At 65.2% G+C, this 14,825-nt stretch carries 11 protein-coding genes; 9 read left to right on the top strand and 2 right to left on the bottom strand.

Going from position 1 to position 14,825, the window contains the following annotated elements:
* Positions 1-19: 19 nt before the first annotated feature.
* Positions 20-1,723, bottom strand: coding sequence for a M28 family metallopeptidase (locus ACSH0F_RS02680; protein WP_435199636.1), 1,704 nt, complete (start codon positions 1,721-1,723; stop codon positions 20-22).
* Positions 1,724-1,829: 106 nt separating this feature from the next.
* Between ACSH0F_RS02680 and glnE the strand changes: the two genes are divergently transcribed.
* The 8 genes from glnE (at position 1,830) to ACSH0F_RS02640 (ending at position 12,247) form a co-directional block, all read left to right on the top strand.
* Positions 1,830-4,511 carry a bifunctional [glutamate--ammonia ligase]-adenylyl-L-tyrosine phosphorylase/[glutamate--ammonia-ligase] adenylyltransferase gene (glnE, locus tag ACSH0F_RS02675; protein WP_435199634.1) on the top strand — a complete coding sequence of 894 codons (2,682 nt, stop codon included), beginning with the start codon at positions 1,830-1,832 and terminating at the stop codon, positions 4,509-4,511.
* A complete protein-coding gene (locus tag ACSH0F_RS02670) occupies positions 4,508-4,981 on the top strand; it encodes a peroxiredoxin (protein WP_435199632.1) in 474 nt (157 codons plus the stop codon). The genes glnE and ACSH0F_RS02670 overlap by 4 nt, the downstream gene beginning before the upstream one ends.
* The gene (locus tag ACSH0F_RS02665) at positions 4,981-5,853 is read left to right on the top strand and encodes a ferritin-like domain-containing protein (RefSeq protein WP_435199630.1); all 873 of its coding nucleotides are present in this window, start codon (positions 4,981-4,983) and stop codon (positions 5,851-5,853) included. Before ACSH0F_RS02670 ends, ACSH0F_RS02665 begins: the two co-directional genes overlap by 1 nt.
* A 77-nt stretch (positions 5,854-5,930) precedes the next feature.
* A complete protein-coding gene (locus ACSH0F_RS02660) occupies positions 5,931-6,611 on the top strand; it encodes a M23 family metallopeptidase (RefSeq protein WP_435199628.1) in 681 nt (226 codons plus the stop codon).
* Positions 6,612-6,779: 168 nt separating this feature from the next.
* Positions 6,780-8,327 carry an acyl-CoA synthetase gene (locus ACSH0F_RS02655; protein ID WP_435199626.1) on the top strand — a complete coding sequence of 516 codons (1,548 nt, stop codon included), beginning with the start codon at positions 6,780-6,782 and terminating at the stop codon, positions 8,325-8,327.
* Positions 8,327-9,628, top strand: coding sequence for a cytochrome P450 (locus tag ACSH0F_RS02650; RefSeq protein WP_435199625.1), 1,302 nt, complete (start codon positions 8,327-8,329; stop codon positions 9,626-9,628). The genes ACSH0F_RS02655 and ACSH0F_RS02650 overlap by 1 nt, the downstream gene beginning before the upstream one ends.
* A 207-nt stretch (positions 9,629-9,835) precedes the next feature.
* On the top strand, positions 9,836-10,474 hold the full coding sequence (locus ACSH0F_RS02645; protein ID WP_435199623.1) for a YqiJ family protein: 639 nt from the start codon (positions 9,836-9,838) through the stop codon (positions 10,472-10,474).
* A 12-nt stretch (positions 10,475-10,486) separates the two neighbouring features.
* The gene (locus tag ACSH0F_RS02640; RefSeq protein ID WP_435199621.1) at positions 10,487-12,247 is read left to right on the top strand and encodes a flotillin family protein; all 1,761 of its coding nucleotides are present in this window, start codon (positions 10,487-10,489) and stop codon (positions 12,245-12,247) included.
* Positions 12,248-12,505: 258 nt separating this feature from the next.
* Here the strand turns inward: ACSH0F_RS02640 and galU are convergent, their stop codons facing one another.
* Positions 12,506-13,411, bottom strand: a complete 906-nt coding sequence (gene galU / locus ACSH0F_RS02635; RefSeq protein WP_435199619.1) for a UTP--glucose-1-phosphate uridylyltransferase GalU — start codon at positions 13,409-13,411, stop codon at positions 12,506-12,508.
* A gap of 128 nt (positions 13,412-13,539) precedes the next feature.
* Between galU and murA the strand changes: the two genes are divergently transcribed.
* Positions 13,540-14,823, top strand: coding sequence for a UDP-N-acetylglucosamine 1-carboxyvinyltransferase (gene murA / locus ACSH0F_RS02630; protein ID WP_435199617.1), 1,284 nt, complete (start codon positions 13,540-13,542; stop codon positions 14,821-14,823).
* Positions 14,824-14,825 lie beyond the last annotated feature (2 nt).

The following is a 14,825-nucleotide window of genomic DNA, read 5'->3' as shown; positions in this document are numbered from 1 at the left end:
TCTTTCGCTTAGCGGGCGCTTACGACCCGCAAGGCCCGTCCGCGCAATCGGCGTCGCGCGTGGCCTTGAACTCGTCGCCCGGATTCCAGTTCGGCCAGCTGTCGCTTTCCGCCAACATCCGCCCGATGCGATAGAACAGTTCGAGGTCGCTCATCACGCCGGACCAGTCCCAGGTCGGGTTATATTCGTCCTTCGGCCCGTGATAGCGGTTCTCGGTATAGTCGCGTGCCACCTCGGCCCCGGCGATCGTGCCTCCTGCCACCAGGTCCTCGCCGCCGTCGATATACAGCATCGGCACGCCCCGCTTGGCAAAGGCGAAATGGTCGGAGCGGTAGTAATAGCCCGCTTCCGGCTTCGGATTGGGCGTCGCCACCCGGCCTTCGGACTCCAGCGCCGCGTTCATGAACAGGTCGAGTTCCGATTTGCCCGGCCCGACCACGGTCACGTCCCTGGCGGGCCCGGCCACCTGGAAGGCGTCCATGTTGATGCCGCCGACCGTCTGGTCGAGCGGGAAGACCGGATTGGCGGCGTAATAATCCGCGCCCAGCAGGCCCGATTCCTCGGCCGTCACGGCGAGGAACACAAGGCTGCGGTCTGCCGCGCCTGCCTTTGCATGCGCTTCGGCCAGTGCGACCAGTGCGGCCGTGCCGGTCGCATTGTCAACCGCGCCATTGCAGATGTCGTCGCCATCGGGCGCAGGCTTGCAGCGGCCGAGGTGGTCCCAATGCGCGGTGTGCATGACATATTCGTCCGGCCGCTCACTGCCCGGCAGCATGCCAATCACGTTACGCGACTGGAAAGTGCGGATATCGTTTTCGAAGCTGGTCGAGGCGGTCAGGCCGAGCGGCACTGCCTGGAAGCCTTTCTGCTTGGCCGCGGCGGAGAGCTGCGCGAGGTTCTGGCCCGCCGCCTGCATGATCCGTTCGGCGACGCTCTTCTGCACCCAGCCGTTCATCTTGGTCATCATCGGCGCATTCGCACCGCGCGCGGCATAGGCCTGCGGACCGCTCCAGCTGCTTTCGACGACGTTCCAGCCATAGGAGGCCGGCGCCGTATCGTGGATGATGATCGCCCCCGCCGCGCCCTGGCGGCCGGCCTCTTCGTATTTATAGGTCCAGCGCCCGTAATAGGTCATGGCCTTGCCGCCGAACGGCCCTTCGAGCGTCTGCGCGCCGAAATCGGGATCGTTGACGAGGATGACCGCCGTCTTGCCGCGCATGTCGAGCCCGGCATAGTCGTTCCAGCCCTTTTCGGGCGCATTGATGCCGTAGCCGACGAAGACCAGCTCGCTGTTCTCGAGCGAGGTCGCCGCGTCCTCGCGATAGGAAACGCCGACCCAGTCGTCGCCGAAGTCGAGGCTCATCGGCTCGCCGTTGCCGCCCACGATGGTGAGGGGGGCGAAGTCCTTGCCGGTGATTTCCACCAGCGGCACGTTCTGCACCCAGCTGCCGTTATTGCCCGGGGTCAGGCCGGCGCGCGCGAACTGCTCGATCAGATAGGCGACGGTCTTTTCCTCGCCCGCCGTGCCGGGCGCGCGACCTTCGAACTCGTCGGAAGAAAGCCGCTCGGTCACGGTCTTCATCGTCTGCTCGGACAATGTGCCTTCGGCGACCTCCGGTACGTCGATGCCGGTCGGGGCGGCGCTCATGTCGCCAGCCGGTTCCATGGTCGTGCAGGCGGACAGCAACAGCGCTGTCGTGGCGGCAAGGGTCAGGCGTTTCATCGGTGCGAACCTCTCTCTCGTGTCCCGTTCTCGGCCGCGCTTCTTGCAGCATGACGGCGCGAGGGCAAGCTTGCGCGTTAAGCGCGACGGCGGCAGGGAAGCAGCGATGGCTGCCGACTGGACCTCCGCCCTCGAACGGGCGCGCGCTCATGCGCCGTTTCTGGCGCGCGCGCTGGAGAAGCGCGAGGACCTGGCAGCGATGCTGGAGCAGGGGCGCGGCGAGGATGCGCTGCTGGCGGCGAAGAGGACGCGCGAAAGTGACGTCGCGGCGGCGCTGCGTAGCGAACGCCTCGGCCTCGCGCTGGTGCTGGCGATGGGCGATCTCGCCAGTGCGTTCGACCTCGACAAGGTGATGCGCGAGCTGTCGACCTTCGCCGACCGGGCGCTGCATGCCGCCATCGGCGCAGCGATAACTCGACGGGTGGAGGATGCCCGCAACGAAGGCATGATCGGCCTCGCGCTGGGCAAGCATGGCGCGGGCGAACTCAACTATTCCTCCGATATCGATCCGATCCTGCTGTTCGATCCCGAAACCCTGCCCCGCCGCGAGCGCGACGAGCCGGGGGAGGCGGCGCAGCGCTATGCCCGGGAAGTCGTTCGCCTGCTCTCCGAAGTGACGCCACTGGGCTATGTCTTCCGCGTGGACCTGCGCCTGCGACCCCAGTCCGAAGTCAGCCCGCTGGCATTGCCGCTCAATGCCGCCACGGCGCATTACGAGAGCTCCGCGCTGGCGTGGGAGCGGGCGGCTTTCATTCGTGCGCGCGCCTGCGCTGGAGATATTGCGGCGGGCGAGGCCTTCCTCGACCATATCCGCCCCTTCGTGTGGCGGCGCAGCCTCGATTTCGGGGCGATCGACGAGATCCGCCGCCTGACGCGCCGCATCCGGGAGCAGCAGAGCGGGCCGCGACAACCCGGGCCGGGCTACAATCTCAAGCTGGGTCGGGGTGGCATCCGCGAGATCGAGTTCTTCGCCCAGACCCACCAGCTGATCCATGGCGGGCGCGATCCCTCCCTGCGAAGGCGAGGAACGCGCGCGGCGCTCGACGCGCTGGCGGCAAGCCGGCGCATAGCGGAAGAAGACGCGCGGGTGCTGGGCGAGAGCTACGATACGCTGCGCACGATAGAGCACCGATTGCAGATGGTGCGGGACCAGCAGACGCACTCGCTCCCCTCCGACGAGGCGCTCGACAATGTCGCGCGGCTCCACGGCCTGGATGACGGCGCGGCGCTGGTCGCGCTCCTGGATGACGTCACGGCGCCGGTGGGCGAGCGGTTCGATGCGTTGCTCGACGAAGGTCGCGTGTCGGTGCCGGGGCATGCGTTGCACGTGGCGGGCACCGACGCCGCGGCAGCTCCGGTCCCGCAGGAGATCGTCGCGCGCGTCGCCGAGTGGAGCGATGGGCGCTATCCGCCCCTGCGCAGCCCGGCGGCGCTGGCGGCGTTCGATGCGATCCGGCCTGACCTGCTCCAGTCCGTCGCGGCGTCGGAGGATCCGGAGCGGACCCTTGCACGGTGGGAAACCCTGCTGGGCCGGCTGCCGAGCGCGATCAACCTGTTCCGCCTGCTCGAAGCACGCCCCGGACTGTTCGACCTGCTGGCGAAATGCCTCACCCTCGCCCCGCCGCTGGCCGACGAATTGTCGCGGCGGCCGGACTTGCTCGATGCGCTGATCGATCGAACCGCGCTCGACCTGCCCGGCGATGTGGCCGCATTGGTATCGGCGATGGCACAGCGCGAGCGGGGGGACGATTACGAGGACCGGCTCGACCGCATTCGCATCGTCACGGGCGAATCGCGGTTCGGGCTCGGCGTCCAACTGATCGAGGGCGCGCGCGATCCGATCGCCGTGGCCGAGGCACTCTCCCGAACGGCGGAAGCGGCCCTGCAGGTCGCGGTGGCAGCGGCGGAGGACGAATTCGCCGCCAAACATGGGCGGATCGAGGGCAGCGAACTCGTCATCGTCGGACTGGGCCGCCTGGGTGGTGGCCTGCTGACCCATGCCTCCGACCTCGACATCATCTACCTCTTCACCGGATCGCACGACGCCGAATCCGATGGCGGGCGACCGCTCGGTGCGACGCTCTATTTCAACCGCCTCGCCCAGAGAGTGACGGCCGCACTCAGCGTCCCGACAGCGCAGGGCGCGCTCTACGAAGTCGACACGCGCCTCAGGCCGCAGGGGGCGCAGGGGCCGCTTGCGGTCAGCGTCGACAGCTTCGAACGCTACCAGCGCGAGGATGCGTGGACCTGGGAGCATATGGCGCTGGAACGCGCGCGGGTGCTGGTGGGCAGTGAGGCGGCGCGCGATCAGGTGCAGTCCGTCGTGACGTCGATCCTCAATATGGAGCGGGACGCGGAGCAGCTGCGCAAGGACGTTCTCAAGATGCGCGGCGAAATGGCGCGGCATAAGGAAGCACGTGGGCCGCTCGACGCCAAGCTGTTGCGTGGCGGCCTGGTGGACATCGAGTTCCTCGTCCACTTCCTCCAGCTCAAGCACCGCAACGCGCTGACACCGCGTCTCGGCGACGCCATTGCCGCATTGGCCGCCGAGGACCTGCTGCCCGATACGATCGCTCCGGCGCATGACTTGATGACCCGCCTGCTCGTGGGTACGCGCCTGTTGGCACCGGACCTGACGCGCCCCAACGATGCTGCGGCGGCAATCCTTGCGCGCCAGAGCGGGTGCGAGGATTACGATTGCCTCACCGGTCGCTTCGCGCAGGCACGGCGTGACGTCGCGGCGGCGTGGGGCGAGATATTCGGCGAAATACTGGAGATGGACGAATGAGCACACCCCCCGGCGAAGGCGATCCAATGCCCGATATCGCGATGGAAACCCCCGATGGCGGCACGGTGCGCCCGTCCGACTTCACAGGGAAGAAGGCGGTGATCTTCTTCTACCCCAAGGACAACACCCCTGGCTGCACGACCGAGGCGAAGGATTTCACTGCGCTCAAGCCCGAGTTCGACAAGGCGGGCGTCGCCCTGCTCGGCGTCAGCAAGGATTCGCCCAAAAAGCACCAGAACTTCATCGCCAAGCACGATCTCACGGTCGATCTTGCGACCGATGCGGAAGAGGACGGGCTGTCCGATGCGCTCGGCGTGTGGGCCGAAAAGAAAATGTACGGCAAGACCTTCATGGGCATGGTCCGCTCGACCTATTTGCTGGGCGAGGACGGGTCGATCGCCCGCATCTGGCCGAAGGTTAAGGTTAAAGGCCATGCCGAAGAGGTGCTGAAGGCCGCGCGCTCCCTCTGATGGCCATGACGCTGACGTCCCCGCGCCAGACTGTAGCTGCCGCAATTTGTGCGGCGTTGCTGACAGCCGACCCGACGGCGAAGGTCTTCGCCGCGCGGCAGGTGGCGCGCGACTGGCGGCTGGACCGGCTCGATTTCGCCTTCGACGTCGCCATGCCCGACCGGCCTGCCTGGCCGGAAAATCTCGAACTCCTCCCGCCGCGCGAGATGCCCAAGCGCGGCAAGATGGGATCGCAGCGCAACCGCATCGCGCTGTGGCATTCGCTCGCGCATATCGAATTCGTTGCCATCGACCTTGCGCTCGATATGGCGGGCCGCTTCGGCGAATCTATGGGTGAGGGCTTCGTGTCCGACTTCCTCTCGGTCGCCGCGGACGAGGCGATGCATTTCGCGCTGCTCGCGCGAAAGCTGGAGTCGCTCGGCTCGGCGTATGGCGCGCTGCCGGTCCACGATGGCTTGTGGAGCGCAGCGCAGGACACGGCGCATGACGTGACCGCGCGGCTCGCGATCGTGCCGATGGTCCTCGAAGCGCGGGGCCTCGATGTAACGCCCGCGACGCTGGAGCGCGTGCGCGCGCAGGGTGACGAGAACGGCGCGAAAATCCTCCAGCGAATCCTTGACGACGAGATTCGCCACGTGGGCATCGGGTCAAGGCACTTCCACGAGCTGTGCGCCAAGCGCGACGAAAGCCCGCCCAAAACGTGGCAAAATCTTGTCCGAATTCACTTTTCGGGGGGTCTGAAGCCGCCATTCAACGACTCGGCGCGTTTGGCAGGCGGCCTACCGCTGGAGTTCTACGGGCCTATTGCCTCATTAACTTCTTCGCCGTTACCCAATACTCACGAGACGCCGGGGGGTTCCGGCAGTGACTGAAAAAAGCGATCGAACGTCAGGGACGGCGTGGACGATCGCAGGGAAAAGGCGCCCTGAGGCGTCGGACGGGTTTAGCAATGGCAAACAAGCGCACCACGCTTGCACTGGCGATCATGTCTGCAGGACTTACCATCGCCGCCGCACCGGCACATGCCGGCGAAACGAACACCGCCGCTGCAGTTGGCGCCATCGACATGTCGAAGGTTTCCGGCGTTACCGAGAAGGGTGACGACGCGCAGTTCCAGCAGCTGTTCGCCAAGTGGGAAGAACTGGATCGCCCCGCACCGGCGCAGGCGGTGGTTTCGGTGCCGAGCCGCATGCCGCTCGACGATACCCGCCTGACCAGCGATTACGGCATGCGCACCCATCCAGTGCTCGGCGGCCGTCGCTCGCACAATGGCGTCGATCTCGCCGCGCCGACCGGAACGCCGATCTACGCCACTGCCGACGGCTACGTCAGCAAGGCCGAGTGGTTCTCCAGCTACGGCAAGTATGTTTCGATCGAACATGGCGCAGACCTGCAGACGCGTTTCGCCCACATGTCGGACATCGCCGTTACTTCGGGGACGCGCGTCAAGAAGGGCCAGCTGATCGGTTACGTCGGTTCGACCGGCCGTTCGACCGGCCCGCACCTGCATTATGAAGTCCGCATCGCCGGCAAGCCGGTCAATCCGGTTCCCTACATGGTCGAATCGGAAGCGCAGCGCGCCTATGCCCTCGCCATGGGTGAAGGCGGCCAGGGCGGCGGCGACGAATAAGGCAAACGCCTTTCGGGATTGATGTAAAGGGGCTGCGGAGCGATCCGCGGCCCCTTTTCTCATGTGCCCCAATTTTCCTTGCTCATGTGTGCATGTCAGGTAGGTTTCATCCGGCAACCGGACGAGTCCCGCCGATAGATGCGGACCGGCCGAGAAGAGAGGAAGCCCATGCACCCGATCGTTCACGCGCAGGCGCGCCCCGACCATCCCGCCCTTATCATGGCCTCGAGCGGAGAGACCGTCACATACGGTGAGCTCGATGCCTATGCCAATCGCTTCGCCCAGCTGATGCGCGCGCGCGGATTGGGCCGCGGCGATCACGTCGCGATCTTGATGGAGAACAGCCCGCATTATCTCCAGATGGTCTGGGGGGCGCAGCGCAGCGGCATCATGATGGTGCCGATCTCCACCCGCCTGACCGCGCCGGAGATCTGCTACATCCTGCAGGACAGCGATACGAAGCTGCTGCTCACCTCGACCTATTTCGACGACGTGCTCGGCGACATCCGCGGCGAGTGCCCGGATATCCCCATGCTGATTGCTGGCGGCAAAGGCGACGAGAGACTGGAGGATGCGCTCGCAGCCCAGCCCGCAGAGCCGATCGCGGACCAGTTGCCCGGGCAGTACATGCTTTATTCCAGCGGCACGACCGGGCGGCCCAAGGGTGTGCGACCCGCGCCTCCGGCGGATGACGACATCCAGGCGGTGAACCCGCTCGTCGGCCTGGCAGTGATGGGGGCAGGCATGCCGGCCGATGGATCGATGGTCTATCTTTCGCCCGCGCCGCTCTATCACGCCGCCCCGCTCGGCTGGTGCACCACCGCGCATCGCCTCGGCGGCACGGTCGTGGTGATGGAGAAATTCGATCCCGAAAGCGCGCTAGCGACGATCGAGAAATACAAGGTGACCGACAGCCAGTGGGTGCCGACGCATTTCGTCCGCATGCTCAAGCTCGATCCATCGGTTCGCACGAAATACGATCTGTCGAGCCACCAGCGCGCGCTCCACGCGGCAGCACCTTGCCCGGTCCCGATCAAGCGCGAGATGATCGAATGGTGGGGACCGATCATCAACGAATATTACGCCGGGTCCGAAGGCATCGGCATGACGCTGATCAAGGCGGAAGACTGGCTCGACCATCCCGGCAGCGTCGGCAAGGCGATCCACGGCACACTGCATGTCTGCGACGAGAACGGCGAGGAAGTGCCTGCCGGACAGGACGGGCTGCTTTACTTCGAAAACGACCTCATCCCGACCTATCACAACGACCCGGAGAAGACGCGCGAGGCGATGCATCCTAAGGGCTGGATGACGCTGGGCGATATCGGCCACGTGGACGAGGATGGCTATCTCTACCTCACCGACCGCAAGAGCCACATGATCATCAGCGGCGGGGTGAATATCTATCCGCAGGAGATCGAAAACCTGCTCGTCACACATGACAAGGTGATGGACGCTGCCGTGATCGGCGCCCCCTGCCCCGATTTCGGCGAGAAGGTCGTCGCCGTGGTACAGCCGATGGATATGGGCGAGGCCGGCGACGAGCTCGAGACGGAGCTGCGCGATTTCCTCGCGCCCAGCCTCGCCAAGATCAAGATGCCCAAGCTGTTCGACTTCCGCCCCGACCTGCCGCGCGAGGCGAATGGCAAGCTCTACAAGCGCGAGCTGCGCGACGAGTACCAACGCAAGGCCGAAGAACAGACGGAGCAGGCGTGATGGCGACCAGGGACCGGCCCACGCTTGACCCCGCCACTGCCCGGACGGTCATCGATCCGGCCAGCTACGCCGCATGGGATCTGCTGCTCGATACGTTCGACCGCCTGCGCGAGGAAAATCCGGTCGCCTGGGTCGAATCGCAGAACGACCATGCCCATCCGCCTTTCTGGCTGGTCACCCGCTATGACGATGTGATGCGCATGTCGAAGGACAATGCGACCTTCCTCAACAACCCGCACACGGTGGTCTTCAGCCTGACCGAGGGGATCGAATTCGCCAAGGCGATGACCGGCGGCAGCGAACACCTCGTTGCCAGCCTCGTCACCTTCGACGGCGATACGCACCGTAAATATCGCAAGCTGACGCAGGACTGGTTCATGCCCAAGAACCTGCGCACTGTCGAAGACGAGATTCGCGGGATTGCGCAGGATGCAGTCGATCGGCTGATTGCGGCTGGGCCGGAAGCGGATTTCTGCAAGCTCGTCAGCGCGCCCTATCCGCTGCATGTCGTCATGCAGATCATGGGCGTGCCCGAGGAGGACGAGCCGCGCATGCTGATGCTGACCCAGCAGTTGTTCGGCGGACAGGACGACGATCTCAACCAGTCGGGCATCAAGGATTTGCCGCCCGAGGCCGTCACCCAGCTGGTGGCCGGAGCCGTCGCGGATTTCGAAGCCTATTTCGCCAAGCTGACGGCGGAACGGCGGGCTAATCCGACCGACGATGTGGCGAGCACGATCGCCAATGCAGTGATCGACGGGGAACCGCTCAACGATCGCGACATGATGGGCTATTACATCATCCTTGCCGCTGCCGGCCACGACACTACCAGCGCCAGCACGGCGGGCGCCATGCTCGCATTGGCGCAGGACCCCGAGCAATGGGCGCGGGTCAAGGCCGACCGGTCGCTGCTCGGCGGGATCGTCGAGGAAGCCATCCGCTGGACCACTCCGGTGCAGCATTTCATGCGCACGGCGGCGGAAGACACCGAAGTCGGCGGGCAGGCGATCGCCAAAGGCGACTGGCTGATGATGAACTATGTCGCCGCTAACCACGATCCCAGCGTGTTCGCCGATCCGCGCAAGTTCGATGCAGCGCGAAGCCCCAACCGCCACCTCGCCTTCGGGGCCGGCGCGCACCAGTGCCTCGGCCTGCATCTCGCCCGGCTGGAGATGCGCATCCTGTTCGAAACCCTGCTCGACCGGATCGACAGCATCGAACTGGCAGGCGAACCGGCACGGTCGAAATCGACTTTCGTCGGCGGTTTGAAGACGCTGCCGCTGCGCTTCACCGCCGCCTGAAGTCCCGACGCTCGCGGCGGGGTCGCGGTCCAAGTCGCGCCACAACTCGCGCCCAGTAATCGCGGCGAAAATCGTACGCGCGAATTCCGATTCTCCTCGCCAATTCGCGCGTTTTCTGCTAAGTGTTCCACATGGTTACAACAGTAGGACGACGCGCTTTCGGCCCGGTCGGAGACGGGTAGTCCTGCGCATTCGGAAGGGGGTCACATGACATTGCTCGAACCGCACAACCTGCCCTTTGCGGCGGCGTTGGTGGTGATGCTCGTCCTGGCCGTCGTCCAGCTGATCGGTGTCGCGGATTTGGGCGATGCGGATCTCGATGCGGGCGGCGATGCCGACGGCATGCCGGACGCCAGTATGTTCGACGGGCTGCTTACGCTGCTCGGCATCGGGCGCGTGCCGCTGACCATCTGGCTGGCGCTGTTCCTGTTGCTGTTCGCCGGCATCGGCCTGTCGATCCAGGAACTTGCGGAAAGCCTCACCGGCAGCCCGCTCTATAGCTGGCTGGCGGCCCTGTTCGCCGGGGTGGCAGCCGTACCCGTGACGGGCGTCTTCGCGCGGCCGCTGGGGCATGTGATGCCCAAGGATCACACGACGGCCGTCAGCACGGAAAGCCTCATCGGACGCCGGGCGACGATCACCGACGGTGTGGCGCGCGTTAACTCGCCCGCCCGCGCCAAGGTGAAGGACATCCATGGGCAGACCCATCACGTGATGGTGGAGCCGCACGAGGTATCGTCCGAAATCCACGCCGGTGACGAGGTGCTGCTCGTCCGCCGCGAGGGCAACCAGTTCTATGCGACCGCGCTCGCCGAGCGCCGCCTGTCGCCAACTCACAGTTCGTAAGAAGGAGGGGTAATGGAAAGTATCTTAGGTTTGTCGGTAGTATGGTTCGGCGGTCTCGTCGTCCTCGGACTCATCATTCTCACATTTTTCCTCAAGATGTACCGCCGGGCATCCAAAGAGACGGCATTCGTGCGGACAGGTGTCGGCGGCGAAAAGGTCGTGATGAACGGGGGAGCACTCGTCTTCCCAATCTTTCATGAGACCATGCCGGTGAACATGAACACGCTGGTGCTTTCGGTCATCCGCCGCGACGGCGAAGCGCTCATCACGCTCGACCGCCTGCGGATTGATGTGAAGGCGGAATTCTATGTCCGGGTGAAGCCCGATAGCGAGGCTATCGCCATGGCCGCGCAGACGCTCGGCCAGCGCACGATGCAGCCGGAAATGCTGAAGGACCTGGTCGAGGGCAAGTTCGTCGATGCGCTGCGCTCGGTCGCGGCGGGGATGACCATGAACGAGCTGCACGAACAGCGTGCCGACTTCGTCCAGAAGGTGCAGCAGGTTTCGTCCAACGATCTCGCCATGAACGGGCTGGAACTGGAGTCGGTCTCGCTGACCGGGCTCGACCAGACCAGCATCGAGCACTTCAACGCCAACAACGCCTTCGACGCCGAAGGTCTCACCAAGCTGACCGAGCAGATCGAGGCGCGCAAGAAACTGCGCAACGATATCGAGCAGGATACGCGCGTGCAGATGGAGGCCAAGAACCTCGAGGCCGATGCGCGCAGCTTCCAGATCAGCCGCGACACCGAATATGCGCGGCTGGAGCAGGAGCGCGAGGTCGAGGTCCGGCGTGCCGCGCAAAGCTCGGAAATCGCCCGCGAACAGGCCGAGCGGACCCGCGAGGCCGATGCTGCGCGGATCGAGGCGAAGAAGCAGGTCGACGCCCAGCAGATCGAGGCCGACCGGCTCGTCGAAGAGGCGCGGATCGACCAGCAGCGCGCGCTCGAGATCGCCCGGCAGGAGCAGCAGATCGCGGTCCAGAACAAGTCCCGCGAGGAAAGCCAGGCCAAGGCCGAAGCCGACGAGGCGCGTGCCAAGGCGGTCGCTGCCGAAGAACAGGTCGCAACCAGCCGCGAAACCGAAATCGCCGAGCGTCAGAAGCGCATCGAACTGATCGAAGCCTCCAAGCAGGCGGAACGCGATGCGATCAGCGTCCGCGTCGAGGCCGAGGCGGAGAAAGACGCCGCCACCAACCGCGCCGAAGCGCTGCGCCTCGAAGCGCAGGGCGAGGCCGAGGCCGAGAAGCTGCGGGCCGAAGCCGCCCGCGTGCGCTTCGAAGTTGAGGCTGCCGGTCAGCGGGCGATCAACGAGGCGGCGAACATCCTCTCCTCTGACCAGATCAGCCTGCAGACCAAGCTGGCGCTACTCAAGGTCATGCCCGACCTGGTGCGCGAGAGCGCCAAGCCAATGGAAGCGATCGAGAGCATCAAGATCGTGCAGGTCGACGGCCTCACCAACGGTGGCGGCAAGTCGTCCGGCGGTGCGGGCGGACCGGGCGGCGGCTCGGGCAACCTCGCGACCGACGCGGTCAGCGCAGCGCTGGCCTACCGCGCGCAGGCCCCGGTCCTCGACGGGCTGATGAAGGAGCTGGGGCTGGACGGCTCTTCGCTCGACGGGCTGGTGAAGGGTCCGGCGCAGGCCGAGGCTCCCAAGAAGACCCCGCGCCTCGCCGAAGTGCTCGACGACATTGCCGAGCAGGTGGAGGAAGTCGACACCAAGCCCGACACATCGGCCAAGCCAAAGAGCGAGCGCGACAAGCCGGACGCCTGAGCTACGGTAACATCAAATACGAAGGGGCGCTTCGGCGCCCCCTTTTGTTTGCATGCGCTCGAATTCGGGCTGTCCTACAGCCGAAGGCCAGTGCTAGCCGGCAAGTCAATCGCTGGCGCGACTTCGAAGGGGTGCCCCCCCGGGGGAGGGTCCCCAAAACCCTCGCGGCAAGTCCAAGTAAAAGTGCTTAAACTACAATGGTATAAGGCTGAGCGTCGTCGGGCGACAGGGTGTCGCCTTTGTCGCCCAAGTGTCGCCCTATTCGGCCAGCAACCGCTCGGCCATGGTGCGAATTTCGGCGCCCATGTCATCGCGCTCCAGCGCCAGCGCCAGCGTCGCTTCGACGAAGCCGGTCTTGCTGCCGCAGTCGAAGCGGCGGCCGGCAAAGGTCACGGCGTGGAAAGCCTGGTTGCCGATCATCCGGGCCATGGCATCGGTCAGTTGGATTTCTCCACCCGCGCCCTTTTCCTGGTCTTCCAGCACGCGCATCACTTCGGGCTGGAGGATGTAGCGGCCGGAGATGATCTTGTTGGACGGCGCATCCGCGACGGGCGGCTTCTCGACCAGGCCGGTAACCTCGGTGAGCGTGTCCGACTTGGTTTCGCCCGGTGCGATCACGCCATAGCTGGAAACCTCGTCCTGGGGCACTTCGAGCACCGAGATCAGATTGCCGCCGACTTCGTTGTAGGCGTCGACCATCTGTTTCATGCAGCCGGTCCCGCCGCCCTTCTGCGCGACCATCAGTTCATCGGGCAGAAGGATGGCGAAGGGCTCGTCGCCAACGATGGCACGGGCGCACCAGATCGCGTGGCCGAGACCCAGCGGCACCTGCTGGCGCACGGTGATGATATCGCCCGGCGTCGCGCGTGTCGGGTCGAGCACGGTCATGTCCTTGCCGCGCTCTTCCATGGTCGATTCAAGCTCGTAGGCGACGTCGAAATGTTCGACGATCGCGGTCTTGCCACGGCCGGTGACGAAAATGATCTGCTCGATCCCCGCCTCGCGCGCCTCGTCCACCGCATACTGGATCAGCGGGCGGTCGACGATGGGGAGAAGCTCCTTAGGGATGGCCTTGGTCGCGGGAAGGAAGCGAGTGCCCAGGCCGGCGACGGGAAACACCGCCTTCCTGATCGGTTTATGCTGCGAAGTTTCGTGGTGGGTCATGGGCGAGGGCGTAGGTCCGCTATCGAAGGGGGTCAATTGCCATAGGTTAAGCGCGCGGCCCCGCTGGACGCTTTTTGTAACAACGGTGTGACGCTTGCCAGCAGCGCGCGTGCGACTAAGGAGACGGCATGGACAAACTGATCGTACGCGGCGGCAATCGCCTTTCCGGGACCATTCCCATTTCGGGCGCGAAAAATGCCGCGCTCACGCTGATACCCTGTGCACTGCTGACCGAAGAGGCGGTGACCCTGCGCAACCTGCCGCGGCTGGCGGATATCGATGGCTTCCAGCATCTGATGACGCAATTCGGCGTCAGCCACACGATTCCCGGCAAGCGGCCGGAGGAATTCGGGCGGAACGTCACGCTGGAGGCCATGCGCATCACCAGCTCGGTCGCGCCTTACGATCTCGTGCGCAAGATGCGCGCCTCGATCCTCGTACTAGGCCCGCTGCTGGCGCGCACCGGCGAAGCGACGGTTTCGCTACCCGGCGGCTGCGCCATCGGCAACCGGCCGATCGACCTGCACCTGAAGGCGCTGGAAGCGTTCGGCGCGCAGATCGAACTGGCGCAAGGCTACGTGAAGGCCAGTGCACCCGATAGCGGCCTGCCGGGCGGTGATTTCGATTTCCCGGTGGTGTCGGTCGGTGCGACCGAGAATGCGGTGATGGCCGCGGTACTGTGCAATGGCACCAGCGTGCTGCGCAATGCCGCGCGCGAACCGGAAATCGTCGACCTGTGCAATCTGCTCACCGCCATGGGTGCGGAGATCGAGGGGGTGGGTACATCCGAACTGACGATCCACGGCGTGAAGAAGCTCCACGGGGCGACTTATCGCGTCATGCCCGACCGGATCGAAGCCGGGTCCTACGCCTGCGCCGCAGCGATCACGGGCGGCGAGGTGATGCTGCAAGGCGCGGATGCGGGCGACATGGGCTCGACGTTGCATGCCTTGCGTAACATCGGTGTCGAGGTCGAAACCGAGAAGGATGGCGTGAAAATCGCCGCCAACGGACCGCTCAAGGCCCACAATCTCACAACGGCGCCTTTCCCGGGCCTGGCAACCGACATGCAGGCGCAGCTGATGAGCCTGTTGTGCAAGGCCGAAGGTACCAGCATTCTCAAGGAAACGATCTTTGAGAATCGCTTCATGCATGTGCCCGAACTGGCCCGGATGGGCGCGGATATCGAAACCGAAGGACGCACCGCGATCGTGCGCGGTCCCTGCGAGCTGACCGGGGCGGAAGTCATGGCGACGGACTTGCGCGCTTCGATGAGCCTGGTGATCGCCGGGCTGGCAGCACAGGGTGAGACGACGGTCCGTCGCCTCTACCACCTCGACCGCGGTTACGAGCGGCTTGAGGAAAAACTCCAGCTGGTCGGCGCTGATATCGAACGTGTGGGCGACGACTGAGC

It is taken from the genome of Qipengyuania sp. 902 (genome assembly GCF_051195295.1).
Lineage (GTDB): Bacteria > Pseudomonadota > Alphaproteobacteria > Sphingomonadales > Sphingomonadaceae > Qipengyuania.
The sequence above is the reverse complement of the archived record's forward strand: the minus strand, read 5'-3'. Positions and strand labels throughout refer to the sequence as shown.